Source organism: Pseudomonas sp. 28 E 9, from assembly GCF_900004785.1.
In the GTDB taxonomy this organism is placed as follows: domain Bacteria; phylum Pseudomonadota; class Gammaproteobacteria; order Pseudomonadales; family Pseudomonadaceae; genus Aquipseudomonas; species Aquipseudomonas orientalis_A.
The window spans coordinates 137579-162363 of the sequence record NZ_CVTK01000057.1; the positions used below are offsets into that span (position 1 = coordinate 137579).

Consider the following 24785-nt stretch of genomic DNA (forward strand, 5'->3'; position numbering starts at 1 on the left):
CCAGGCGGCCTTGCCTCAATGCTGTTTGTAGGAGCGAGCTTGCTCGCGAAGGACGTCAACGCTAACGCGGGTTTTCTGGATAAACGCGGCGTCCTCTGGTTTTTCGCGAGCAAGCTCGCTCCTGCAGTATTCAGTGTCGAGCAGGGCATGTGGCATTCAAATGCCGCCCCGAGCACCAGCCGCTGCCTTGCAGCGGCTTTTGTATTTTCTGAAATAACGAAGTGGAGAGCCGCATGGTTCCCGTAATCGCCCTGGTGGGCCGACCTAACGTCGGCAAGTCCACCTTGTTCAACCGCCTGACCAGGACTCGCGACGCCATCGTCGGCGACTTGTCCGGTCTGACCCGTGATCGCCAATACGGTGAGGCAAAGTGGCAAGGGCGCTCCTACATTATTGTCGACACCGGTGGTATCTCCGGTGACGAACATGGCATGGACGAAAAAATGGCCGAGCAGTCGCTGCTGGCCATTGAAGAAGCCGATGTCGTGTTGTTCCTGGTGGACGCCCGCGCGGGCTACACCGCTGCCGACCAGATGATTGGCGAGCACCTGCGCAAGCGCAACAAGCGTTCCTATCTGGTCGCGAACAAGATCGATAACATCGATCCTGAAGCGGCCCGCGCCGAATTCAGCCCGATGGGCCTGGGCGACGCGATCCCGGTTGCCGGCGCCCACGGTCGCGGCATCACGCAGATGCTCGAAATTGCCCTCAGCACCTTTCCCAAGGATGACGATGAGGAAGAAGAGGGTGAGGAGGAGATCGTCGCCGAAGGCGAGGAAGCCAAGCGCATTCCTGGCCCGAGCGAAAAAGACGGTATCAAGATCGCCATCATCGGCCGCCCGAACGTCGGCAAGTCGACCCTGGTCAACCGCATGCTCGGTGAAGACCGGGTAATCGTCTATGACGAACCCGGCACCACCCGCGACAGCATCTACATCCCGTTCGAGCGCAACGAGGAAAAGTACACGCTGATCGACACCGCCGGTGTGCGCAAGCGCGGCAAGATCCACGAAGAAGTCGAAAAATTCTCCGTGGTCAAAACCCTGCAAGCGATCAAAGACGCCAACGTGGTGATCTTCGTGATGGACGCCCGCGAAGGCGTGGTGGACCACGACCTGAACCTTCTGGGCTTTGCCCTGGAAGCCGGTCGCGCCCTGGTGATCGCGATCAACAAGTGGGACGGCATGACGCCGAGCGAGCGCGATTTCGTCAAGATCGAGCTGCAGCGTCGCCTGTTCTTCGTTGAGTTCGCCGATATCCACTTCATCTCGGCGCTGCATGGCACCGGCGTGGGCAACCTCTACGCCTCGGTACAGAACTCGTTCAAGTCCGCGGTCACGCGCTGGCCGACCAACCGCCTTACCCAGATCCTGGAAGACGCGGTGGGCGAGCACGCGCCGCCGATGGTCAACAACCGCCGCATCAAACTGCGTTACGCCCACTTGGGTGGTGCCAACCCGCCGATTATCGTGATTCACGGTAACCAGATCGAGAAGGTGCCCAAGTCCTATGTGCGTTACCTGGAAAACACCTACCGCCGTGTCTTGAAGCTGGTCGGCACGCCGATCCGTATCGAGTTCAAGGGTGGCGAGAACCCATACGAAGGCAACAAGAACACATTGACCGACCGTCAGGTGAACAAGAAGCGTCGTTTGATGACTCACCACAAGAAAGCCGACAAGAAGCGCCGCGACAAGAAATAACCGCAGCTTCACGTTGTAAGCTGCAAGCTGCAAGAGAGGGCGCCGTTGGCGCCCTTTTTTGTGCGCGGCGGTTTGCCCCTTGACCCGCTTGCAGCTTGCAGCTTAAAACTTGCAGCTCACCCGAAGGGGGCTCCCATGATCACCAGCAAGCTGCCGAACGTCGGCACGACCATTTTCACCAGCATGTCGCAGTTGGCGGCCGACACCGGCGCAATCAACCTGTCCCAGGGTTTTCCCGACTTCAACGGCCCTCAGGATTTGCTCGACGCCGTCGGTCGGCACATCGCCAGCGGCCATAACCAATACGCACCGATGAGCGGCTTGCCCGCGCTGCGTCAGCAGGTGGCGGCAAAAATCGCCCGCAGCTACGGTGTCAGCGTCGATGCCGACCGTGAAGTCACCATCACGCCCGGCGCCACCCAAGGCATTTTCTGCGCGATCCAGGCGGTCATCCGCAACGGCGACGAAGTGATCATCTTCGACCCTTGCTACGACAGCTACGCACCCTCGGTGGAGCTGGCCGGCGGGCGCTGCGTGCATCTGCAGTTGGGCTTGCAGGATTTCAGCCTGGATCTGGAGCGTATCAAGGCCGCACTGTCGCCGCGCACGCGCATGATTGTGCTCAATACCCCGCACAACCCCAGTGGCGCGCTGGTCAGCCGTGAGGAGCTGGACCAGTTGGCCGAGCTGATTCGCGGACGCGATATCTACCTGCTCAGCGATGAAGTGTACGAACACCTGGTGTTCGACGATGTGCCCCACGTCAGCGTGCTGGCCCATGAGGAGCTGTACTCGCGCGCGTTTGTGGTCAGCTCGTTCGGCAAGACGTATCACGTCACGGGCTGGAAGACCGGCTATGTGGTTGCACCGCCGGCCCTCACTGCCGAGCTGCGCAAAGTGCATCAATACGTCAGCTTCTGTGGCGTGACGCCGTTGCAGTACGCGCTGGCCGATTTCATGGCTGAGCACCCGGAGCACGTGGATGCGCTGCCGGCGTTCTATCAAGCCAAGCGCGATCTGTTCTGCCAGTTGCTGGCGCCGTCGCGGTTCAGCTTCAGCCCGTCGGCGGGGACTTACTTTCAACTGGTGGATTATTCCCGGATCCGCCCGGACCTGGATGATGTCGCCATGTCCGAATGGATGACGCGCGAACACGGCGTGGCGTCGATTCCGATCTCGGTGTTTTACCGCGACCCACCCCAAGGCCAGCGCCTGGTGCGCCTGTGCTTTGCCAAACGCGAGGAGACGCTGCAACAAGCGGCGGAAAAACTATGCGCGATTTGAGTGCCTTGCCGAACCTGAACATTGCCCTGATCCAGACCACCCTGGCCTGGCACGACCGCCAGGCCAATCTTGAGCACTTCGAGCTGCTGCTGGAGCAAGCCAACGGCGCCGACCTGATGGTATTGCCGGAGATGTTCACCACGGGTTTCTCCATGGAATCGGCCGCCCTGGCCGAGCGGGAAAACGGCCCGACTCAGCGTTGGCTGCAAACCCAGGCGGCGAAATACAACGCTGTGATCACCGGCAGTGTGATCATCCAGGCGGCCGACGGCAGCCACCGTAACCGCCTGCTCTGGGCGCGCCCCGACGGTGAGGTGTTGCATTACGATAAACGCCACCTGTTTCGCATGGCCGGCGAACACGACCACTACACGCCCGGCGAGCGCCAGGTGCAGTTCGAGTTGAAGGGCTGGCGTATCCGCCCGCTGATTTGCTACGACCTGCGCTTCCCGGTGTGGAGTCGCGATGCCCAGGACACCGACTTGCTGCTGTACACCGCCAATTGGCCGGGCGCGCGGCGCCAGCACTGGAACCGCTTGTTGCCGGCCCGGGCCATCGAGAATTTGTGTTATGTGGCGGCGGTGAATCGAGTCGGCACGGACGGCAAGGGCTTTGCCTACACCGGCGACAGCCAGGTGCTGGATTTCCAGGGCGAGACATTGCTGAGCGCGGGAGAAGCGGATGGGGTATTCCAGGTGATTCTGGATGCAGCGGAGTTGGCGGCGTATCGCACCAAATTCCCGGCGAATCTGGATGCCGATAGTTTTCAGTTTGTCTGACAGACCGCTATCGGGGGCAAGCCCCCTCCCACATTTGGAATGCATTCCCCTGTGGGAGGGGGCTTGCCCCCGATGAGGCCATCAGCACCACCACCCTAGCCCAAAGTAAAAAGGCCCCTGGATTCTCACCCAGGGGCCTTTTGCATGGCGCCGATAAAGCTTACGCCGCCTTCGCTTCCTGCTGGCTCAACGAGCGGTTCAGCGCACTGAACAGCGCCTTGAAGCTTGCCGTGGTGATGTTTTCATCAATCCCCACGCCATGCACCGGACGCTCGCCGTTCACGCGCAGCTCGATGTAGGCCGCCGCCTTGGCGTTGGTGCCCGCGCCAATCGCGTGTTCGTTGTAATCCATGATCTCCACACCGATCGGCAAGCCGGCCACCAGTGCCTCCAGCGCGCCGTTGCCTTTGCCTTTCCAGTGCAGATTGGTTTCGCCCTGGCCCTTGCCGGAGACTTCCACTTCCACATAGCTGTTGCCGTTTTCTTCCTGCAGGCGGTGGCTGACCAGCGCATACGGAGTGTTGGCTTGCAGGTATTCACGCTGCAGCAACGCGTAGATCTGCGGTGCGGTCATCTCCAGTCCCACGCGGTCGGTCTCGGCCTGTACCACCTGGCTGAATTCGATCTGCATGCGGCGCGGCAAGCTGATGTCGTATTCCTGTTCCAGCAGGTAGGCGATGCCGCCCTTTCCCGACTGGCTGTTCACCCGGATCACTGCCTCGTAGCTGCGACCGATGTCGGCCGGGTCGATCGGCAAGTACGGCACTTCCCACAGAGCATCGTCTTTCTGCTGGGAGAAACCCTTGCGGATCGCGTCCTGGTGCGAGCCGGAGAACGCGGTGTGCACCAGGTCGCCGACATACGGATGACGCGGATGCACCTGGATCTGGTTGCACTCTTCGACGACTTTGCGCACGCCGTCGATGTCGGAGAAGTCCAGTTGCGGGTCGAGGCCCTGGGTGTACATGTTCAGTGCCACGGTGACCAGGTCGACGTTACCGGTGCGCTCGCCGTTGCCGAACAGGCAGCCTTCGACACGGTCGGCGCCGGCCATCAGGCCCAGTTCGGTGGCGGCCACGCCGGTGCCACGGTCGTTGTGGGTGTGCAGGCTGATGATCACGCTGTCACGGCGGTTGATGTGGCGACCGAACCACTCGATCTGGTCGGCATAGATATTCGGCGTGGCGCATTCAACCGTGGCCGGCAGGTTGAGGATCATCTTGTGCTCGGGCGTCGGGTTCCACACCTCGATCACTGCGTCACAGACTTCCTTGGCAAACTCCAGCTCCGTGGCGCTGAAGGTTTCCGGCGAATATTCGAAGGTCCACTGGGTCTCGGGCTGCTGCGCGGCGTATTTGACGAACAGCTTGGCGGCGTTGACCGCGATGGCCTTGATGCCGTCCTTGTCCTGGTTGAACACAATGCGGCGGAACGACGGCGACGTGGCATTGTACAAATGCACGATGGCCTTTTTGGCGCCGCGCAGGGATTCGAAGGTGCGCGCGATCAAGTCTTCACGGCCCTGGGTCAGCACCTGGATGGTGGTGTACTCGGGGATGTGGTTGTCTTCGATCAGGGTGCGCACGAAATCAAAATCGGTTTGCGATGCGGCCGGGAAGGAGGCTTCGATTTCCTTCACACCCACGGCAACCAGAGTCTTCCAGAAACGCAGCTTTTTCGCCGCGTCCATCGGTTCGATCAGCGACTGGTTGCCATCACGCAGGTCGGAGCTGCACCAGATCGGCGCGCTGGTGATGGTTTTCGAAGGCCAGGTGCGGTCCGGGATATCGATGGTCGGGAACGCGCGGTACTTCGAAGACGGGTCTTTGAGCATGCTCATCGCAAAATCCTTTGTTGGAGGGCCGAGAAGAGGCGGCCTGCCGAATCACTATTATTGGGGACGACGCTTGGGGCGAGGCAGATCGATTCAGCCTGGCAGTCGTGCGCTGACGAGGCACAGACTGCGGTGCTGGCGGCGCTGAATGAGGGTGTGAGAGGTTTTCATAAGCTCAACCCTAACCGCCGGGGTGAAAGATGGCAAGCAGTCGAAAAAAATTGAGATAAGTTCTGCTATTTGTGCAGGAATAGCGATTTTATGGCTGGATAAACAACTATATCTGAATTTAATTGCGCGACCTTTATCGGGTGCGCAATTGAATGATCAGGGTTGGAAAGCACCGATGAAGATCGCCGGGTCAACCCGCGCATCGTTCAGGCTGACGTTCCAGTGCATATGCGGCCCGGTTGCCCGGCCCGTCGAGCCCACCTTGCCCACGACCGCGCCGCGCGCCAGTTGGTCACCGACGTTCACGTCAATCTTCGACATATGGCAGAACATGCTGATAAAGCCCTGGCCATGGTCGACGAACACGGTGTTGCCGTTGAAGAAGTAGTTACCGGTCAGGATCACCTTGCCCGCCGCCGGCGTCTTGATCGGCGTGCCCGCGCCCACGGCAAAGTCCAGGCCCGAATGGGGATTGCGCTCCTCGCCATTGAAGAAACGTCTTACCCCAAACTTGCTCGACAGCGGCCCGTTGACCGGCTTGTCCAGCAGCAGGTTGCTCGGTGTGTTCGGGCTGAAACTGCGGTAGGCCTTGAGCTGCACGGCCAGTTCGCCCTCGATGCGCTTGAGTTGCGCCGGTTCCGGGTTGACCTGGCTTTTGTTCTTCAAGGTGATGCGTTGCTCGGGGTATTTCTTGAAGCCCACCACGAACGGCAGTTGGCGCCCGCCACTGGTGATGCGTTCGGTGCCCGGCTTGACCGTCAACGGGATACCCACAATCGCCAGCCAGGTGTTTTGTTCCTTCACCACCAGCACCGGCCTGTTCAGGTAGGTGGCCTTGGGGGCGGTCGCCGCCGTGCCCAGGTCCACGACAGCGACGCCACCGGGCACCGGCTTGTTCAGCAGGCGGGTGATGTAGCTGTCGGCGTGGGCATTGAAGGTCAGGCAAACGAGCATCAACAAGCTGAGAAAGCGTGGCATCGGTCAATCCAGGAGAGAAAGGGTAACGGGGGTCAGGTGGTTGTCTTCCACCCGCACCTGCAGTTGGCCTTCACCGAGGCGTGCGGTCAGGCGCTGGCCGGTGTGGGTTTGCGCGGCGCTGCGAATCGCCTGGCCGCGCTCGTCGAGCAGGATGCTGTAGCCACGGCCCAGGGTGGCCAGCGGGCTGACCACATGCAGCGTCTGCACCTGGCTTTGCAGTTGCAGGCGCCTTGCCTTGAGGCCTTCGCGCATGGCGCGGGGCAGGCGCTCGGCGAGGCTGTCCAGGCGCTGGCGCAGCAAGGCCAGTTGACGCCCCGGATGTTGGCCGGCGAGGCGGGTTTCCAGGCGAATCAGGCGTTCGCGACGGGTATTGAGGCTGCGCTCGAACGCGCGGCGCAGGCGCATGTCCAGGTCATCCAGGCGCTGGGCCTGCTGGCGCAGGCGTTCGCCAGGATGGCGCAGGCGTCGGGCCATGCCCTCCAGGCGCAAGCGATCATGGCGCAGGCGGTTGTGCATCAACAGCACCAGGCGGCGCTGCAGGTTTTCGACCTGGCGCACCAGGTGACTGGCGTCCGGTGCCAGCAGTTCAGCGGCAGCGGAGGGGGTAGGGGCGCGCATGTCCGCCACGAAGTCGCTGATCGATACATCGGTTTCATGGCCGACCGCGCTGACGATGGGCGTGACGCAGGCGTCCACCGCCCGGGCCACGGCTTCTTCGTTGAAGCACCAGAGGTCTTCCAGCGAGCCGCCGCCACGTGCCAGGATCAGCGCGTCGAAGCCGCGTGCGTCGGCCAGCTTCAGCGCACGCACAATCTGTGCGATGGCTTCGCGGCCCTGTACGGCGGTCGGGATCAAGGTCAATTCAATGTTCGGCGCGCGGCGGCGGAACACGCTGATGATGTCGCGAATCACCGCGCCGGTCGGCGAACTGATAATACCGATGCGCCGAGGATGCGCGGGCAAGGGCACCTTGCGCTCGGCACTGAACAGGCCTTCGGCGCTGAGCTTTTCCTTCAAGGCATCGAAGGCCAGGCGCAACGCGCCATCACCGGCAGGCTCCACGGTGTCGAGGATCAACTGGTAGTCGCCACGGCCCTCGAACAGCGAGACCTTGCCGCGCACCTTCACCGCCAGGCCGTCCTTCAACGCCTGGCGTACCCGCGCGGCGTTGTTGCGAAACAGCGCGCAACGCACCTGGGCGCCGCTGTCCTTGAGGGTGAAATACACGTGGCCCGAAGCCGGGCGGGCGAGGTTGGAGATCTCGCCTTCCACCCAGATATTGGTGAACACGTCTTCCAGCAACACCCGCGCGCGGCCGTTGAGCTGGCTGACAGTCAGGACTTCGCGGTCCAGGCCCAGTCGGGCAAAAGGATCTTTAATCATGGGCGGCAGTTTATAGGCATTCGGGTCAGGTTTGACAGAACTGCTCCACCCGCGTGCGTCTTCGTGCTGGCGCAATGCTCACGGATGACTAAAGTGTCGGCATTCTCTTTCAAGGAATTACCCATGAGTGCGGTTGAGCTGATGAGCCAGTGGTCATTCGGCACAGTTGAGTGGCTGGTGATCGGCCTCGGTATCGTCGTGGCCTATATCGTTTTCGGTATTGCCGGCTTTGGGACGGCGCTGGTGGCAGGACCTGTGCTTATTCTGTTCATGCCGTTGTCGAAGATCATTCCGCTGCTGGTGTTGCTGGATTTTGTCGCCGCCTTTGGTGGCCTGCTGCAGACACGTCGGGATGTCAGCAAGCCGGAATTGCTGCGGCTGCTGCCGTGCATGGCCATCGGTTGCACCTTGGGTGTGGTGTTTTTGCTCAATCTGCATTCGGATCTGTTGCTGTTGTTGATGGGGTTGTTTATCAGTGCCTACGCGGTCTATAGCCTGGCGGTAAAGGTTCGGCCCGCGCAGTTGGCGGCGGGTTGGTCGATTCCCATGGGCACGGTCGGCGGCTTGTTTGGCGCGCTGTTTGGCAGTGGCGGCTTTTTATATGCGATTTACCTGAACAGCCGCCTGTCCAAGGAGGCGGCGCGGGCCACCCAGAGTGCGTTGATCAGTTGCAGCACGGTGGTGCGCCTGAGCCTGTTTTTGATTGCCGGGGTGTATGCCGATTTGCCGCTGCTGCTGTTGGCGCTGTGCCTGTTGCCTGCAATGGCGCTGGGCTTGTGGTGCGGGCGCAGGCTGACGATGCGCATGTCCCGCGAGGCGTTTGTGCGGTTGGTGACGTGGTTGGTGCTGGCCAGTGGGATTGCGTTGATTGGGCGGTATTTGAGTACTTGACCTGATTTCTTCAGGGATTAAGCTGCCAGCCTTTAGAGCGCCATCGGGGGCAAGCCCCCTCCCTCCTTTGAAGGTATCCACAATTCAAAATGTGGGAGGGGGCTTGCCCCCGATGGCGTCAGCAGCCACACCGCAGGACTCCCATGAATTCCCAAAGCATCCTTGTCCCGAAAATCTCCACCTTGCCCGTCCACGAACCCCGCGCCCGGGCAATCGTGCGCTGGCTGGTGCGCAAGAACATCATCAAGGAGGAACTGACCACCTGCGGGCGCACCGGCAACCGCATGGCCTACGCCCTGGCCGACGGCGCCCGCGCGGTGGTGCTGCACCCGCAAGCGCTGCCGTTCAACGAGCCGGTCAATGGCCTGGAAATCATCTACAAGCGCTGCATCTACACGCCGGCCAAGGGCTTTCTCGAAGAAGCCGGCTGCCCGGAGTGCCTGAAGGAAGTCGGCGAAGCGCTGTTCGAAAGCCTGGAAGACTGGATGCCCGGCCACACCGATAACTTCACCTGCCCGCTGTGCGGGCATGAAGACGACATCAATGGCTTTCTGTTCCTGCAGGAATGCGGGTTTTCCAACCTGGGGTTTATCTTCAACAATTGGGCGGAGGCGGGGTTCAAGCAAAGCTTTATCGATGAGTTTGCCGATTGGCTCGATCAAAAAATGAGTTGGGTCAAAGTCGAACTGTAGGAGCGAGCTTGCTCGCGAAAATCGTCAACGATAACGCGGGTTGCCTGGTTTTACGCGGTGCCCTGGCGTTCTTCGCGAGCAAGCTCGCTCCTACAGGAAGGCAGCGGGTTTTCTCCATCTATCAGTATTACCAAGTTTGTCAGAGTTTTACATTGAGCCCGACAGGGTGCATGTATATAATGGCGCGCTTCCATTTTCCCGCTCGGGAGCCCCCGCGATGCTGCGTATCAGCCAAGAAGCTCTGACATTCGACGACATTCTCCTAGTGCCCGGTTATTCCGAGGTGCTCCCTAACGAAGTCAGTCTCAAGACCCGCCTAACCCGTGGCATCGAGCTGAATATACCCCTGGTTTCCGCTGCCATGGACACCGTCACCGAAGCCCGTCTGGCCATCGCCATGGCTCAGGAAGGCGGCATCGGCATCATCCACAAGAACATGACCATCGAGCAGCAAGCTGCCGAAGTGCGCAAGGTCAAGCGTTACGAAGCCGGTGTGGTGAAAGATCCCATCACCATCGAAGCCGACGCCACCGTGCGTGACCTGTTCGAACTGACCCGCCTGCACAACATCTCCGGCGTTCCGGTATTGCATGATGGCGACCTGGTCGGCATCGTCACTTCCCGTGACGTGCGTTTCGAGAACCGTCTTGAAGTCACCGTCCGTGAAGTGATGACGCCTAAAGAGCGTCTGGTCACTGTCCGCGAAGGTGCCGACAAGAATGATGTGCGCGAATTGCTGCATAAAAACCGCATCGAGCGCGTACTGATCGTCGACGACAAATTTGCTCTCAAAGGCATGATGACCGTCAACGATATCGAAAAAGCCAAGGCTTACCCGCTGGCCAGCAAGGATGACCAGGGTCGTCTGCGCGTCGGCGCTGCGGTCGGTACCGGTAAAGACACCGGTGACCGCGTTTCGGCGCTGGTCGCCGCCGGGGTTGACGTGGTGGTGGTCGACACCGCTCATGGTCACTCCAAAGGCGTGATCGACCGCGTGCGCTGGGTCAAGCAGAACTTCCCTGACGTCCAGGTGATCGGCGGCAACATCGCCACCGGCGCTGCCGCAAAGGCCCTGGCCGAAGCGGGTGCTGACGCGGTCAAGGTCGGTATCGGCCCTGGCTCGATCTGCACCACGCGTATCGTCGCCGGTGTGGGCGTGCCGCAGATCAGCGCCATCGCCAATGTTGCCGCTGCCCTTGAAGGCACTGGCGTTCCGTTGATCGCCGACGGCGGCATCCGTTTTTCCGGTGACCTGTCCAAGGCCATCGTGGCCGGTGCTTCCTGCGTGATGATGGGCTCGATGTTCGCCGGTACTGAAGAAGCACCGGGCGAGATCGAACTGTTCCAGGGCCGCTCCTACAAGGCTTACCGCGGCATGGGTTCGCTGGGCGCCATGTCCCAGGCGCAAGGTTCTTCCGATCGTTACTTCCAGGACTCCTCGGCAGGCGCCGAGAAGCTCGTCCCGGAAGGCATCGAAGGCCGTGTGCCATACAAAGGCACCCTGAGCGCGATCATCCATCAACTGATGGGCGGCCTGCGTTCCTCGATGGGCTACACCGGCAGCGCCGACATCGAAGAAATGCGCACCAAGCCAGAGTTCGTACGGATCACCGGCGCCGGCATGGCTGAATCCCATGTCCACGACGTGCAGATCACCAAGGAAGCGCCAAACTACCGCGTAGGTTGAGGCTTCCAGCAAAACGTTAAGTAACCGGGGCTGTTCTTTCAGCCCCGAGTTGTTTCTGATTCATTAGACGAGACTGACTTCATGGCCCTCGACATTCACGCCCACCGCATCCTGATCCTCGATTTCGGTTCCCAGTACACCCAACTGATCGCCCGCCGCGTGCGTGAAATCGGCGTGTACTGCGAACTGCACCCGTTCGACATGGATGACGAAGCGATCCGCGAATTCGCACCGAAAGGCGTCATCCTCGCCGGTGGCCCCGAGTCCGTGCACGAAGCCAACAGCCCGCGCTGCCCGCAAGCGGTCTTCGACCTGGGCGTGCCGGTCTTCGGTATCTGCTACGGCATGCAGACCATGGCCGAGCAACTGGGCGGCAAGGTTGAAGGTTCCGAGCTGCGTGAATTCGGGTATGCGCGCGTCGACGTGGTCGGCAAGAGCCGCCTGCTGGACGGCATCGAAGACCACATCGACGCCGACGGCCTGTTCGGCCTCGACGTGTGGATGAGCCACGGTGACAAGGTCACCAAAATGCCGCAGGACTTCCACATCCTGGCCAGCACCCCGAGCTGCCCGATTGCCGGCATGTTCAGCGACGAGCGTCGTTACTACGGCGTGCAGTTCCACCCGGAAGTGACCCACACCAAGCAAGGCGGGCGCATCCTGTCGCGCTTCATCCTCGACATCTGCGAGTGTGAAGCCCTGTGGACCCCGTCGAAAATTGCTGAAGACGCCATCGCCAACGTCCGCGCCCAGGTTGGCACAGACAACGTGTTGCTCGGCCTGTCCGGCGGCGTTGACTCCTCCGTGGTCGCCGCGCTGTTGCATAAAGCCATTGGCGACCAACTGACCTGCGTCTTCGTTGACAACGGCCTGCTGCGCCTGCACGAAGGCGAGCAGGTGATGGCCATGTTCGCCGAGAACATGGGCGTCAAGGTGATCCGCGCCAACGCCGAGGACCAGTTCCTCAACAACCTGGCCGGCGAGTCCGACCCGGAGAAGAAGCGCAAGATCATCGGCCGCACCTTTATCGACGTCTTCGATGCCCAGTCCAACAAACTGGACAACATCAAATACCTCGCCCAGGGCACCATCTACCCCGACGTGATCGAGTCGGCCGGCGCCAAGAGCGGCAAGGCCCACGTGATCAAGTCCCACCACAACGTGGGTGGCCTGCCTGAGGAAATGAACCTCAAACTGGTCGAGCCGCTGCGCGAACTGTTCAAGGACGAAGTCCGCCGTCTGGGCCTGGAACTCGGCCTGCCGTACGACATGGTCTACCGCCACCCATTCCCGGGCCCGGGCCTGGGCGTGCGGATCCTCGGCGAAGTGAAGAAGGAATACGCCGACCTGCTGCGCCGCGCCGACCACATCTTCATCGAAGAACTGCGCAAGGCCGACTGGTACCACAAGGTCAGCCAGGCGTTCGTGGTATTCCAGCCGGTGAAATCCGTAGGCGTCGTAGGCGATGGCCGTCGTTACGCGTGGGTCGTTGCACTGCGTGCCGTAGAGACTATCGACTTCATGACGGCGCGTTGGGCGCACCTGCCGTACGAACTGCTGGAAACGGTCAGCGGCCGTATCATCAATGAAATCGAAGGTATTTCGCGCGTTACTTACGACGTGTCGAGCAAGCCGCCGGCGACGATTGAGTGGGAATGATTGGACGTCCGGTATTGACCGGCACCATCTAGCAAGAAATGCCCTGAAGCCCGCGTAATTGCGGGCTTTTGGCTTTTTGGGTCTGGCAAATTCTGGCAGCTTTGCGCATCGCCATCCCTTGTGTCCTTTTGCCGATGGATTATCAGCGACCTGTCTCTCGCTCCGTCAACAAACGTCTGCACACGCCCTGGTCGTTATTCACTATGCAGTCGTTTGTCCTCGTAATCATTTGAGGGCAGCGACATCTGCAGGGCTCACAGCCACTTCTATTAAGCGCTACGTTCCAAACGGCATTCGCGTAGATGACTGTAAAGATTGCGCGACGCAGGCCGATATCGCTTTTGCGGCGACTCGCGTCCAGCAGGTTTGCTCCGGGTGCGTTATCTCACTTATTTCAGGTAGTGATCTGCAAAATGAAAATAAAAAACAAGCTCGTCCTGGCTTTTGTACTCGTCGCGTTCATCCCCGTAAGTCTGGTGGCCGTGATCTCTGTACTCAATACCCGGTCCGAAGCGGTCAGCCAGTTCATGGATGGCAGCACCCGAGAAATACGCCAGATCGACGGTAATATCCGGCAGTTTTTTGATGGTACGCAACAAAACGTCGATCAAATGGCTACAGACCCTTTCTACACATCAGTCGCCAGCCTAAAGCACTACGAGGCTGCTGATGCAGCCAGTCAGCCGCTGCCTGCAGCAGCCCGGCAAGTCATCGATGCGTTTGCCCGGTATGGCGCGACGCATCCGGCCGCGGCAATCCTGTCCATTGGCCTGGAAGACGGCAGTTACGCGAAATGGCCGGATGACCCTCAGTTGTCGAAATACGACCCGCGTACGCGCCCGTGGTACAAGGCCGCCATGGCCAGCCCCGGTAAGGCGGTAAGGACCGCGGCGTATTACTACGAAAAGGATGCGGTAGCGCTGGTTGGTAGCGCCAGGGCCATGCTCGATGAAGCAGGCAAGGCCAAGGGTGTGTTTGTGGTAAGTGTATCGCTGACCAACCTCACCGAACTGGTCAAAAGCATCAAGCTCGGTGAAAGCGGCTATGTGATGCTCATCGAAGACGGCACGGTACTGGTCGATCCGCGTGATGCCGGGCACAGCTTCAAGCAGCTCAAGGATCTGGGTGAGCCTTACGCCAAACTGGCCGCCACTGCGCAAGGTTCAACCGAAGTGGAAATCAACGGCGTCCGGTACATGGCAAACGTGTGGACATCGCCGGGTCTGGGCTGGCGTTACGTGGGGTTGATTGAGTACAGCGAAGTCATGGCCGAGGCCACACGCATGACCTACGTGACGGTTGCGATCGTGGTGGTGCTGGTGCTGCTTTTCGCACTGCTGGCGGCGGCTTTCGCCAAGGTTATCGTCAAGCCCATCGGCCAGGTCAGCACCGGGCTGCAGTCGATTGCCGAGGGTGAGGGCGACCTGCGCCGTGATCTTGATGTGCAGGGCAAAGACGAAACCGCCGAGCTGGCAGGCTGGTTCAACAAGTTTCTCGCCGCAATACGCCAGTTGATCCAGAGCATCGGCGCGGCATCGACCAACCTGCAGGATGCTTCGCGTGTGAACAGCGAAGTGGCCACTAACATGAACCAGGCGGCTGGGCGCCAGCGTGAGGCGGTGGAGTTGGTGTCCACGGCGTTCAATGAAATGGTCGCCACTGCTAATGAAGTGGCGCGCTCGTGCAGCGCTGCGGCCAATTCCGCCGAGAGTGGCCATCATCGTGTCGCCGAAGGTAAAGAGCAGATTGAGTTGACCACCGACAACGTCAATCGCCTGGGGCGTCGCCTGACCGAATCTTCACAGGCCATGGTGGAGCTGGAGGAGGGTAGTCGCAGTATCAACCAGATTCTGGGCACCATCCGCGCCATCGCCGAGCAGACCAACTTGCTGGCACTGAACGCGGCAATCGAAGCGGCACGGGCCGGTGACCAGGGGCGAGGGTTCGCGGTGGTCGCGGATGAAGTTCGAGCGCTGGCCAAGCGTACCTCGGATTCCACTGGGGAAATCGATCAGTTGCTCAGCGCGCTCGGTAGCAAGACTCAGGAAGTGTCGCAGAAGATGGAAAGTTGCCTGGAGCTGTCACGCGCCAGCGTTTCCTCCATTGGAAACGCACGTGAAAGCTTTGAAGGCATCCAGCTGTCGGTGAATGAAATCCGGGATCAGAACCTGCAGATATCCGCCGCCGCCGAAGAGCAACATAGCGTGGCCGAAGACATCAACAAGCATATCCAGCAGATCTACGACGAGGCGCAACTGGTCGAGAGCCTCGCCAGTTCTGCGCAGGAAGACTCGGGTCGGCTTTCGCATCTGTCCAATGAGCTGAACGGGCTGGTAGGGCGCTTCAAGTCGTAAGTACGTGAGGGCGGGAGGCACTGACTAGCGTGCAGCTCTAGATTCGCAGTTGCGCCGGAAGTCGTTTAACCAATGCCAGTCAGTTATCACTGACTGGCATTTTTTTGGATAGAAATCTGCGAAGCAAGAGCCGTTGTTTTCAATAAACGACGTTCCAATCAGTGCCCGAACGTACCCCGGGCGGCTGACACGCCTGGCCACGGGGAAATCAGTCCACCCGCATGCCCTAAGACTATCTAACTGATTCAAATACGTTTTTAGCGAAACCTGCGCTGAAAATAACCTGTTACGTACCGTTAATTAACCGTTAACCAACTTATCCTGGGCATTAAGTCATGGGCAGTATCCATATAGCCCGGTGCAACAGAAATCCCGACCGGGCCTGCACGGAGAGTTAAAGATAAAGCGAGGCTATCCATGGCCTCAAAACAATAACAAAAGAATAAATGGCGAGGTACTTACGATGACGATGCATGACATTTGGGAATCAATTGTCGCGTTCTATGAACCGACTCTGGAAATAATGAGTTTGTGGGCCTGGGGTCTTCCTCTGTTCGTCTCAGTGCTTGCGGTGATGTTCATCATCTCGCAAAAGTGGCAGAGCCCCCTGACCATCCGCTCTCTGGCCAATGCAGCCTTTCCCAGGGAGCAATACGACAACCCCTCATCTCGCGTGGATATGTGGAACGGTATCATCCTGTTGATGCTCGGTTTTCCCCTGGTAGGCGTCTTCGCCGTCAATGGCATCGCCATTGCTGACAATGTCGGCGCGTATTTCACCGCTGAATTCGGCGTCCGAACCCCCTTGATGACGTCAACCTGGCTGATCATCTCCGTTCAGTTTCTGACCTATTTCCTCAGTGTCGACTTCGTCGGGTATTGGATACATCGCTGGTGCCATACCAACGCACTGATGTGGCATCTTCACAAACCTCACCATACCGCCGAGACACTGACGCCCTGGACGCTATTTCGCCAGCACCCCATCGAGTTCTTTGGCCTCAATATCATCCCGGCGGTGGTCGGCGGGGCCTTCACCGGCCTGGTGCTTTATGCGACGGGCAGCCAAATCCACCCAGGCATGGTGGTTGCCGTTACCACAATGGCCTACATCTGCTTCTTCGTTATCGATGTGTTTTCTCACGTCCATCTGCCGATCTCCTACGGGTGGATGAACCGCATCGTTTTGGCCCCTGTCATGCACAACCTCCACCACAGTATGGAACCCCATCACTGGGACAAGAACAATGCAGTCGTACTGACACTCTGGGACTGGATGTTCGGAACGCTCTACTTGCCCAAGAAGGGCGAAAGCTGGCGCTGGGGGTGTAACGACGAAGAGTATGGTGACAACAATCCGCACAATACCCTGAAGGGCTTCTATATCGATCCTTTCAAAACCCTCTGGCGTCACGTGAAGGACGGACAAAGCCCGAATCCGTGATGGGTTCGGAGCACTCGGGAAGCACCCAGGGTTTACAGCACACCAGGCAATCGCAGGCTCAATTGCGTTAAGGGAATCATCATGGCATTGAAAGACACGCTTCATTGGCGCTATGCAACCAAAAGCTACAACGACGACAAGGTCGCGCAAGAAAAAATTGATTCGATCCTGGAGGCCATACGCCTGGCCCCCAGCAGTTCGGGCCTGCAGCCTTTCAAGGTGTTAATCATCACTAACCCCGAGTTGAAGGCGCAATTGCAGCCGATCTGCGCCAACCAACAGCAAATTTCCACCTCGTCACACTTGTTGATTTTTGCAGCCTGGGATGAGTACACACCTGAGCGGATCAATGCATTTTTTGAATACAGCAACGGGATACGTAACTTGCCTGCCAGTGTCACCGATGATTACCGGTTATCGCTGCTCGATTCTTTTGGCAGCATGAGCAAGGAGCAGCAGTATGTTCATGCGTCCAAACAGTGCTACATCGCCTTGGGATTCGCGTTGGTAGCGGCAGCTGAACTGGGCGTGGATGCCACACCCATGGAAGGCTTCGACAACCAGGCAGTGAACGCGCTGCTGAAGCTTCCCGAGCAGGGGTTGAACAGTTCCGTTCTCTTGGCTCTGGGCTACCGGGATACTGAAAGCGATTGGCTGGTAAAACTCGAAAAGGTCCGGCGCGACAAGGCACATATGTTCGTCGAGATTGCGTAGGGCCTACTCCGGATAATTTCCAACAACACAGGTTGTAATCAGCAGGGCAGATAAAATGTGCCTGCATGCCGGTTCAGGCGCCGTTTCCGAGACCCCATGCAGGCCATGCACGTTGCGCAAGGCATTCCCACACTCAGCTTCTACTGAACGGCCTCGTCTGCCTTGCCGGGGCTTGGTATGGCCTTGTCACTGGCAGGCGGCGCCCGTCTTGTACGCCACATCTGACCGACGTCCAGCGGGCGTGCGATCAGCAGCTCTGCCGATACACTCGACGGACCAAATGTGCGCACCTCATACATCGCTTCGAAGGCGTCGCTATTGCCTAGCACGGTCTTCAAGCGACTCAGCTCGGCACTGTCCGATGCAATTTTCGCGGCCTCAATCAGTGCCGGGTCCATAATGCCGGCAACGACGACGATGTGATTGCCTGCGGGTCCCGGAAAGCGAGCAAGGTACGCATAATCACGACGCATGATTCTGTCAGTGGAGGGCTCGGCCCAATCAGATTGAAATTTATCCCCGGTCGCTAGATCCACAAGGGTATCGCCGCTGGCCGACAGCGAAAATCCGGAGAGATCAAAAAACGGCTCCTGCAGATCACCGAGCGTGTCGAGTAAACCCACATAGACAATATCGTGATCACTCAGCATCTCATTGGTGAAACGTGAGGTTGTCACATTCTTGATCAGGCTCGAATTTCCGGACCTGGTTGCGACCATGACGGGCATCACCGAAACCAGCGCTGATGCGAGCCCACTCGGCAAGTGATAGGCATTCATGTCGACATACTTTTGGCCGGGCACCGGCATCCGCTGTTTGTACTTATTGAGGTCCTCGCTGGAAGCGATGGTGGAATCAGCGACCATACGCAGAATGGAACCGTCAGCGCCTTGCTCACCGAATACATAAAAATCACCGGAAACGATGAGTAGCGGCGCCAGATTGTTCGCGATACCACTCCAGAGCGTGCTGTCGATCCGCGAATCACCGGGTGATTTGCCTGCCAACCAGAGCCAGCACAGTGCGTTGAGCGTGAGGAAAAGCGCCGCGCCGGCTAAATACCGCCAATCAAGGAGGCGTCGGCGCACAGGGTCGGCGTATTTGTCTTGCTCTTCGGGCACAACGACGACCAGACGATATTCACCACGCGGAAGGATAAGCCGCTCGCCACGCTCATCGACGGGCGCCGCATCGAGTTTTTTTCGCAACCGATGAATATGCACGCGAACCGTTGCATCAGCCGCGAGATCCACGCTGGCGGATCGACCAAACACGACGAGTGCAATCTCGATTTCTTTGGTTGCGGTCGCCGTCAGTGATCGTTTGAGGAGAAACTCGAAAAGACGAATGATCTGTTGCGATTTACCGAGCGCGCCACTCTTCAAGAGTCTGTGCGCGTGCGCTGTGAGCCGATCTACCTGGTCAACTTCCTGCGACTTGTCCATTTCACACCCTGACTGCGCTCGTCGCCATTGAGGATAAGGCGATGAGCTCGACCTAAGCATAGGCGGCAGGTCGTCCGCATCTGTATCCCAAATTGGCACTTGGCCAAGCGCACAACCATTGGCGTTCCTAAAAAGATATCGGCGCAAACTGGGTCAGCGGGTTTCCCGGCTTACGCTTACCGCCGCGCAATATCCGAAAAGTAGAACTTGTCCAACGTATGCCGCGACTCGGTGTACTCGAACTGCCGCCCGTCCTGCAAAAACGTCTGGTTACTCACCACGATCACATGGCTTTGCCCGTCAAGGTCCAGGTGCGCCTGGTCGTCCTTGCTGCGCGGCAGGGCTTCGATGGTGCGCTGGGCATAGCTGATCTGCAGCTGCAGCGTCTGCTCGATAAACGCGTAGATCGACTGCTCGGCAATCGAGCGGTCCAGGCCGGGGATCAGGTCGGCGACGAAGTGGTTGATGTCCAGGATCACCCGTTTGCCGCCAATGCGCCGTACCCGCTTGATCCGGGTGATCAGCGTGCCGGGTTCAGCCTCGATGTGCTGTTGCAATGAGCCTTCCAGCGGCACGTGGGTGAACTCGACCACTTCGGTGTGTATGTCATCGCCCAGGTCGGCGTGGGTTTCATGGAAGCTCACGATGCCACCCAGTTGAAACTCGATCGGGTTCGGCGACAACACAAAGGTGCCTTTGCCGTGGATCTTCTGCGCGAAACCGCGTTCCTGCAACTGCTCGATCGCTCGACGCACCGTGCCCCGGCTGGCCTGGTAGCTGTCCATCAGTTCGGTTTCGGAGGGAAGGCGCGTGCCGCGCTGCAGGCGTTCGGTGGTGATGCTGGCAAGCAGATCGGTATAGATCTGGTTGTATTTGCTCATGGGATGGCTCGATGCCCGGCTCTATGAAGGTGAACGGCGCTTTCAAGGCAGGAACCTTAGTGGCACCTGTGGGGTTTGTCCATTCGCCACTGATGCGGGGGGTGGAAATGTCTGACGGACCATTTGCAAAAGTTAAACAAAATTGTAACTCGTATAGACGAGTTGTTGATTTCACTCGTACAGACGAGTAATTTGCCCTCTCGGCGTGCTGCCAATGACTGCCACCCATAAAAACAATCACAGTGGAAAACGAGCATGAGCCACGACTATTCGATGATTGCCCACGAGATTCTCGAGAACCTCGGGGGGCGCGACAACCTTGAGCAAGCTGCCCACTGCGTGACGCGCCTGCGCCTGGCGCTCAAGGACCCCAGCCTGGTCAACAGCAGTGCATTGAACCAGGTCGACCTGGTCAAGGGATCGTTCTTCACCGGCGGTTTGTTCCAGGTGGTGATCGGCCCCGGCGAAGTGGAAAAGGTCTACGCCGCCTTGCGCGACGTCACGGGGCTGGCGGCATCGACCATCGCCGATGTGAAGCGCAAGGGCGCCGACAAGACCAACCCCATGCAGCGCCTGGTGCGGGTGTTCTCCGACGTGTTCATGCCGATCCTGCCGGCGCTGATCATTGCCGGCCTGCTCATGGGCATCAACAACCTGATGGGCGCCAAGGGCATGTTCATCGAGGGCCAGACGCTGCTGGAGGCGTATCCGAACCTGGATGGCCTGTGGAGCCTGATCAACCTGATGGCCAACACCTCGTTCGTGTTCCTGCCGGCACTGGTGGGCTGGTCGGCGGCCAAGCGTTTTGGCGGCAGTGAAATTCTCGGCATCGTGCTGGGCCTGATGCTGGTTCACCCGGACCTGCTCAACGCCTGGAACTACGGCAAGGCAGTCGCCGGCCTCGACGGCCAGAGCCTGCCGTACTTCGATATTCTTGGCTGGTTCCAGATCGAGAAAGTGGGCTACCAGGGGCAGATCCTGCCAATCCTGATGGCGGCCTACGTCATGAGCGTGATCGAAAAATGGCTGCGGGCACGGGTGCCCAACGCCATCCAGCTGCTCGTGGTGCCTATCACCACCATCGTTGTGACCGGCGTGCTGGCCTTGGCCATTATTGGCCCGGTCACCCGGCACCTGGGCATCCTGATTACCGAGGGTGTGGTGACGTTGTTCGACCTGGCACCGATGGTCGGCGGCGCGATTTTCGGCCTGCTCTATGCCCCACTGGTCATCACCGGCATGCACCACATGTTCCTCGCCGTGGACCTGCAGTTGATCTCGACCCAGGGCGGCACTTTTATCTGGCCGATGATCGTCATGTCCAACCTGGCCCAGGGCAGCGCCGCACTGGCTGTGTTCTACATGAGCCGCAATGCGCGGGACAAGAGCATGGCGTCGACGTCGGCGATTTCCGCCTACTTCGGTATCACTGAGCCGGCGATGTTCGGCGTGAACCTGCGTTTCAAGTTCCCATTCTATGCCGCGCTGCTGGGCTCGGCGCTGGGCAGCATTTTCCTGTCGCTGAACAAGGTGCAGGCGTCGGCCATCGGCGTCGGTGGCCTGCCTGGATTTATCTCGATCGTGCCGAGCGCCATTGCGATGTTTGTGATCGGCATGGCGGTGGCGATTGTCGTGCCCTTTGTTGTGACCTGTGTGTTGAGCATGAAGATTGTTCGGCCTGGTTATCGGGTCGCCTGATCAATCGCCATCGGGGGCAAGCCCCCTCCCACATTTGAAATACATTCCACTGTGGGAGGGGGCTTGCCCCCGATGAGGCCCCCAAGGCAAGCAAAAAACTCTACTGAAGGAACCCACCATGCAAACCTGGCAACACTCGGTGATCTACCAGATCTACCCCAAAAGCTTCCACAGCCACGCGGGTAACGCCACCGGTGACCTGCTGGGCATCGTCGACAAGCTCGACTACCTGCAATGGCTGGGCATCGATTGCCTGTGGGTCACGCCGTTCCTGCGCTCACCGCAGCGCGACAACGGCTACGACATCAGCGACTACTACGCCATCGATCCCAGCTACGGGACCATGGCCGATTGCGACCTGTTGATCAGCGAAGCGGCCAAGCGCGGTATCAGGTTGATGCTCGATATCGTGGTCAACCACACCTCCGTCGAGCATGAGTGGTTTCGGCAGGCGCGCAGCAGCCTCGACAATCCCTACCGCGACTTCTACATCTGGCGCGACCAGCCCAACAGCTGGGAATCCAAGTTCGGCGGCTCGGCCTGGGAATACGAGGCGCAAACCGGCCAGTACTACCTGCACCTGTTCGACCACACCCAGGCCGACCTCAACTGGGACAACCCCAGGGTGCGCGCCGAAGTCTTCAAGATGATGCGCTTCTGGCGTGACAAGGGCGTGGGCGGCTTTCGCCTGGATGTGATCAACCTGATCTCCAAGCCCGCGGATTTCCCCGACGACCACACCGATGGCCGGCGCTTCTACACCGACGGCCCCAACGTGCACGACTACCTGCAGCAAATGCACCGCGAAGTCTTCGAGGGCCATGACCTGATCAATGTCGGCGAAATGTCCTCCACCAGCCTGGAGCACTGCATTCGCTACTCCAATCCGGCGTCGAAAGAACTGTCGATGACCTTCAATTTTCATCACCTGAAAGTCGATTATCCGAACCTGCAGAAGTGGGTGGAGGCCGAGTTCGATTTCCTGCAACTCAAGCAGATCTTCTCCGACTGGCAGTCGGGCATGCAGGCCGGTGGCGGCTGGAACGCGCTGTTCTGGTGTAACCACGACCAGCCCCGGGTGGTCTCGCGGTTTGGCGATGACGGCGTCCATCGCGTGGTGTCGGCCAAGATGCTCGCCACCGCACTGCACTTGCTCCAGGGCACGCCGTATGTGTACCAGGGCGAAGAGCTGGGCATGACCAATCCGGGCTTCGACAGGATCGACCAATACCGTGATGTGGAGACCCTGAATATCTTTCGCCTCAAGCGTAATGCCGGTGAATCCGAGGCGTCGAGCATGGCCGCGATCATGCAGAAGTCTCGCGACAACGGCCGCACGCCGATGCAGTGGAACAGTCAGCCCGGCGCCGGTTTCAGCAGCGGCGAGCCGTGGATCGGCATCCCGGCCAATGCGGCGCAGATCAACGTCGAGCGCCAACGGGATGATCCTGACTCGGTGCTGCATCACTACCGCGCGCTGATCGCCTTGCGCCGCCGTGAACCCCTGATCCAGGAAGGCATTTACCGCGAACTGCTGCAAGGCCATCCCCAGGTCTGGGCGTACCTGCGCGAAGGCCGGGGCGAGCGCTTGCTGGTGGTCAACAACTTCTACGGCACGCCATGTGAAATCCAGTTGCCCGACCCAGTCATCAACGCAGCGAGCGAGCAACGCCTGCTGATCACCAACTACCCCGACTGCCCGGTGCGGACCGGCGCGGTGGCGCTGCGCCCTTACGAATCGTTTGTGCTGCACCTGACTGGTTGAAATACCGCCTGTAGGAGCGAGCTTGCTCGCGAAGATCGTCAACGATAACGCGCCCTCCCAGGTGCAGCGCGGAGCCTGGAAGTGCTTCGCAAGCAAGCCCGCTCCTACAGGCGATCGCGTCACGCAAGACAGTAAGAAAAACAATAAAAATATCGGAGTGCTTTATGAAAACAACAATAAAGCTGGGCCTCGTTGCATCCTGCCTGAGCCTGCCCTTTGGCGCTCAAGCCCTGGAGTTTGGCGGTTACCTGCGCAGCGGCGCCGGCACCTCTACCGGCAGCGGCAAGCAGCAGTGCTTCCAATTGCCGGGCGCGCAAACCAAATACCGCCTGGGCAACGAATGCGAGCAGTACGGCGAACTTGAGTTGCGCCAGGACCTGCTGACCTTCGACGATGGCTCGGTGCTCAGCGTCGATGCCATGGCGTCGCTCTATAACAAGTACGACCGCGCCCTCAAATTCCAGGGCGAGGACAACGGCTCTGCGCGTATGCCGCAGATGTATGCGCAATGGTCCAACCTGCCCAGCCTCAATGGCGGTTCGCTGTGGGCCGGGCGGCGTTACTACAAGCGTAACGACATCCATATCTCCGACTTCTACTACTGGAACCAGAGCGCCACCGGTGGCGGGATCGAGGATGTGTTGATCGGCGGCTTGAAATACAGCTACGCGCTGTCACGCAAAGACAACCTCTACCAGAAGGAATACGCCACCCGGCATGACTTCAACGTGGCCGGCTTCAACACCAACCCTGGCGGCGAACTGGAGCTTGGCTTGAGCTACATCCAAAAGGCTGGCGGGCGTGACACCAACAGCGGCTGGGCGTTGACCGCGCAGCATGTGCAAAGCGCGTTCCTGGGCGGCAAGAACAAATTCGCGTTGCAGTATGGCGAAGGCCCTGGCACCGGCCTGGGCTACACCGGCAATACGCGGTTGGACAACAGCAGCAAAAGCTACCGTGCCGTGGAGTTTTTCGACTGGCAACTGACGCCGCGTTTTGGCGGGCAGGTGCAGGCGGTGTACCAGAAAGATGTGCGTACCGGGCGTCAGGACCTGAACTGGCTGTCGCTCGGCGTGCGCCCGGCGTATGCCATCAGCGAGCAATTCAAACTGGTCACCGAGCTGGGGCACGATCAGGTCGAGGCCACGGGCGGTACGCGCAAGCTGAGCAAATTCACCTTCGCGCCGACCTGGTCGCCCAAGGGCCCGGAATTCTGGGCACGGCCGGAAGTGCGCTTGTACTACACCTATGCCACTTGGAACCAGGCGGCCAAGCGCGCGGCGAATGAGCTGGCGGCAGGTTCGGCGTTGTCCGACACCGGTGCCTACGGCACAGCGCGGCATGGGTCGAACATGGGCGTGCAGGTTGAATACTGGTGGAAATGACTCGTACTGATGGGGGAGGGGGCACGCCTCCTCCCACA

The 24785-nt window shown here is 59.6% G+C and carries 20 protein-coding genes and 1 pseudogene; 15 read left to right on the top strand and 6 right to left on the bottom strand.

Annotated features, from left to right (window positions below; genetic code table 11):
• Window positions 1–39 precede the first annotated feature (39 nt).
• From BFQ00_RS29725 to BFQ00_RS25435, 4 genes are all read left to right on the top strand, one after another.
• A complete protein-coding gene (locus tag BFQ00_RS29725) occupies window positions 40–246 on the top strand; it encodes a hypothetical protein (RefSeq protein ID WP_165386114.1) in 207 nt (68 codons plus the stop codon).
• Window positions 234–1703, top strand: coding sequence for a ribosome biogenesis GTPase Der (gene der / locus BFQ00_RS25425; protein WP_057723953.1), 1470 nt, complete (start codon window positions 234–236; stop codon window positions 1701–1703). Before BFQ00_RS29725 ends, der begins: the two co-directional genes overlap by 13 nt.
• Window positions 1704–1838: 135 nt before the next feature.
• Complete coding sequence (locus BFQ00_RS25430) at window positions 1839–2987, top strand: pyridoxal phosphate-dependent aminotransferase (protein ID WP_065935096.1); 1149 nt, start codon at window positions 1839–1841, stop codon at window positions 2985–2987.
• Window positions 2975–3766, top strand: coding sequence for an amidohydrolase (locus tag BFQ00_RS25435; RefSeq protein ID WP_065891512.1), 792 nt, complete (start codon window positions 2975–2977; stop codon window positions 3764–3766). The genes BFQ00_RS25430 and BFQ00_RS25435 overlap by 13 nt, the downstream gene beginning before the upstream one ends.
• 160 nt (window positions 3767–3926) lie before the next feature.
• On the opposite strand, the gene leuA is transcribed toward BFQ00_RS25435, so the two are convergent.
• The 3 genes from leuA to xseA all read right to left on the bottom strand — a co-directional run bounded on the left by leuA (window position 3927) and on the right by xseA (window position 8132).
• Complete coding sequence (leuA, locus tag BFQ00_RS25440; RefSeq protein WP_065935097.1) at window positions 3927–5606, bottom strand: 2-isopropylmalate synthase; 1680 nt, start codon at window positions 5604–5606, stop codon at window positions 3927–3929.
• A 321-nt stretch (window positions 5607–5927) separates the two neighbouring features.
• Complete coding sequence (locus tag BFQ00_RS25445; RefSeq protein ID WP_065887491.1) at window positions 5928–6749, bottom strand: M23 family metallopeptidase; 822 nt, start codon at window positions 6747–6749, stop codon at window positions 5928–5930.
• Window positions 6750–6752: 3 nt separating this feature from the next.
• Entirely contained in the window at window positions 6753–8132 is a 1380-nt protein-coding gene (gene xseA, locus BFQ00_RS25450; protein ID WP_065935246.1) for an exodeoxyribonuclease VII large subunit, read from the bottom strand.
• A 123-nt stretch (window positions 8133–8255) separates the two neighbouring features.
• Here xseA and BFQ00_RS25455 point away from each other — a divergent pair, with 123 nt between their 5' ends.
• The 4 genes from BFQ00_RS25455 to guaA all read left to right on the top strand — a co-directional run bounded on the left by BFQ00_RS25455 (window position 8256) and on the right by guaA (window position 13061).
• A complete protein-coding gene (locus BFQ00_RS25455; protein WP_065935098.1) occupies window positions 8256–9023 on the top strand; it encodes a sulfite exporter TauE/SafE family protein in 768 nt (255 codons plus the stop codon).
• A gap of 143 nt (window positions 9024–9166) precedes the next feature.
• Window positions 9167–9715, top strand: coding sequence for a sugar ABC transporter ATPase (locus BFQ00_RS25460; protein WP_065887493.1), 549 nt, complete (start codon window positions 9167–9169; stop codon window positions 9713–9715).
• Between the two features lie 217 nt (window positions 9716–9932).
• Window positions 9933–11402 carry an IMP dehydrogenase gene (guaB, locus tag BFQ00_RS25465; RefSeq protein WP_057723945.1) on the top strand — a complete coding sequence of 490 codons (1470 nt, stop codon included), beginning with the start codon at window positions 9933–9935 and terminating at the stop codon, window positions 11400–11402.
• Between the two features lie 81 nt (window positions 11403–11483).
• The gene (gene guaA / locus BFQ00_RS25470; protein ID WP_065887494.1) at window positions 11484–13061 is read left to right on the top strand and encodes a glutamine-hydrolyzing GMP synthase; all 1578 of its coding nucleotides are present in this window, start codon (window positions 11484–11486) and stop codon (window positions 13059–13061) included.
• 389 nt (window positions 13062–13450) lie between these two features.
• Here the strand turns inward: guaA and BFQ00_RS30210 are convergent, their stop codons facing one another.
• Window positions 13451–13672, bottom strand: a complete 222-nt coding sequence (locus tag BFQ00_RS30210; RefSeq protein WP_242527068.1) for a hypothetical protein — start codon at window positions 13670–13672, stop codon at window positions 13451–13453.
• Here BFQ00_RS30210 and BFQ00_RS30570 point away from each other — a divergent pair.
• From BFQ00_RS30570 to BFQ00_RS25485, 4 genes and pseudogenes are all read left to right on the top strand, one after another.
• Window positions 13673–14560, top strand: a pseudogene (locus tag BFQ00_RS30570) (cache domain-containing protein); the annotation flags it as partial. It abuts the gene before it with no gap.
• Between the two features lie 87 nt (window positions 14561–14647).
• The gene (locus BFQ00_RS30575; protein ID WP_370671680.1) at window positions 14648–15415 is read left to right on the top strand and encodes a methyl-accepting chemotaxis protein; all 768 of its coding nucleotides are present in this window, start codon (window positions 14648–14650) and stop codon (window positions 15413–15415) included.
• A 463-nt stretch (window positions 15416–15878) separates the two neighbouring features.
• Window positions 15879–16859 (top strand): sterol desaturase family protein, encoded by a 981-nt coding sequence (locus tag BFQ00_RS25480; protein ID WP_139115008.1) that lies wholly within the window; start codon window positions 15879–15881, stop codon window positions 16857–16859.
• Between the two features lie 81 nt (window positions 16860–16940).
• On the top strand, window positions 16941–17573 hold the full coding sequence (locus BFQ00_RS25485) for an NAD(P)H-dependent oxidoreductase (protein WP_065935100.1): 633 nt from the start codon (window positions 16941–16943) through the stop codon (window positions 17571–17573).
• A gap of 140 nt (window positions 17574–17713) precedes the next feature.
• Here BFQ00_RS25485 and BFQ00_RS25490 read toward each other — a convergent pair whose 3' ends face one another.
• Window positions 17714–19018, bottom strand: a complete 1305-nt coding sequence (locus tag BFQ00_RS25490; protein WP_065935101.1) for a hypothetical protein — start codon at window positions 19016–19018, stop codon at window positions 17714–17716.
• A 176-nt stretch (window positions 19019–19194) separates the two neighbouring features.
• Window positions 19195–19899 (bottom strand): trehalose operon repressor, encoded by a 705-nt coding sequence (gene treR / locus BFQ00_RS25495; RefSeq protein ID WP_065935102.1) that lies wholly within the window; start codon window positions 19897–19899, stop codon window positions 19195–19197.
• A gap of 255 nt (window positions 19900–20154) precedes the next feature.
• On the opposite strand from treR, the gene treP reads away from it, so the two are divergent.
• From treP to BFQ00_RS25510, 3 genes are all read left to right on the top strand, one after another.
• Entirely contained in the window at window positions 20155–21597 is a 1443-nt protein-coding gene (gene treP / locus BFQ00_RS25500) for a PTS system trehalose-specific EIIBC component (RefSeq protein ID WP_065935103.1), read from the top strand.
• Window positions 21598–21715: 118 nt separating this feature from the next.
• On the top strand, window positions 21716–23362 hold the full coding sequence (gene treC, locus BFQ00_RS25505; RefSeq protein WP_065935104.1) for an alpha,alpha-phosphotrehalase: 1647 nt from the start codon (window positions 21716–21718) through the stop codon (window positions 23360–23362).
• 164 nt (window positions 23363–23526) lie between these two features.
• Window positions 23527–24747 (top strand): maltoporin, encoded by a 1221-nt coding sequence (locus tag BFQ00_RS25510; protein ID WP_065935105.1) that lies wholly within the window; start codon window positions 23527–23529, stop codon window positions 24745–24747.
• Window positions 24748–24785: the final 38 nt, after the last annotated feature.

What these genes read in the sequence shown, in the direction of transcription:
- treR (WP_065935102.1), bottom strand. Translation starts at nt 19,899, where the DNA reads ATGAGCAAATACAACCAGATCTATACCGATCTGCTTGCCAGCATCACC.
- BFQ00_RS25445 (WP_065887491.1), bottom strand. Translation starts at nt 6,749, where the DNA reads ATGCCACGCTTTCTCAGCTTGTTGATGCTCGTTTGCCTGACCTTCAAT.
- treC (WP_065935104.1), top strand. Translation starts at nt 21,716, where the DNA reads ATGCAAACCTGGCAACACTCGGTGATCTACCAGATCTACCCCAAAAGC.
- BFQ00_RS25435 (WP_065891512.1), top strand. Translation starts at nt 2,975, where the DNA reads ATGCGCGATTTGAGTGCCTTGCCGAACCTGAACATTGCCCTGATCCAG.
- BFQ00_RS30575 (WP_370671680.1), top strand. Translation starts at nt 14,648, where the DNA reads ATGAACCAGGCGGCTGGGCGCCAGCGTGAGGCGGTGGAGTTGGTGTCC.
- guaB (WP_057723945.1), top strand. Translation starts at nt 9,933, where the DNA reads ATGCTGCGTATCAGCCAAGAAGCTCTGACATTCGACGACATTCTCCTA.
- BFQ00_RS25490 (WP_065935101.1), bottom strand. Translation starts at nt 19,018, where the DNA reads ATGGACAAGTCGCAGGAAGTTGACCAGGTAGATCGGCTCACAGCGCAC.
- guaA (WP_065887494.1), top strand. Translation starts at nt 11,484, where the DNA reads ATGGCCCTCGACATTCACGCCCACCGCATCCTGATCCTCGATTTCGGT.
- BFQ00_RS25485 (WP_065935100.1), top strand. Translation starts at nt 16,941, where the DNA reads ATGGCATTGAAAGACACGCTTCATTGGCGCTATGCAACCAAAAGCTAC.
- BFQ00_RS25460 (WP_065887493.1), top strand. Translation starts at nt 9,167, where the DNA reads ATGAATTCCCAAAGCATCCTTGTCCCGAAAATCTCCACCTTGCCCGTC.
- BFQ00_RS25430 (WP_065935096.1), top strand. Translation starts at nt 1,839, where the DNA reads ATGATCACCAGCAAGCTGCCGAACGTCGGCACGACCATTTTCACCAGC.
- xseA (WP_065935246.1), bottom strand. Translation starts at nt 8,132, where the DNA reads ATGATTAAAGATCCTTTTGCCCGACTGGGCCTGGACCGCGAAGTCCTG.
- treP (WP_065935103.1), top strand. Translation starts at nt 20,155, where the DNA reads ATGAGCCACGACTATTCGATGATTGCCCACGAGATTCTCGAGAACCTC.
- der (WP_057723953.1), top strand. Translation starts at nt 234, where the DNA reads ATGGTTCCCGTAATCGCCCTGGTGGGCCGACCTAACGTCGGCAAGTCC.
- leuA (WP_065935097.1), bottom strand. Translation starts at nt 5,606, where the DNA reads ATGAGCATGCTCAAAGACCCGTCTTCGAAGTACCGCGCGTTCCCGACC.
- BFQ00_RS25455 (WP_065935098.1), top strand. Translation starts at nt 8,256, where the DNA reads ATGAGTGCGGTTGAGCTGATGAGCCAGTGGTCATTCGGCACAGTTGAG.
- BFQ00_RS25480 (WP_139115008.1), top strand. Translation starts at nt 15,879, where the DNA reads ATGACGATGCATGACATTTGGGAATCAATTGTCGCGTTCTATGAACCG.
- BFQ00_RS25510 (WP_065935105.1), top strand. Translation starts at nt 23,527, where the DNA reads ATGAAAACAACAATAAAGCTGGGCCTCGTTGCATCCTGCCTGAGCCTG.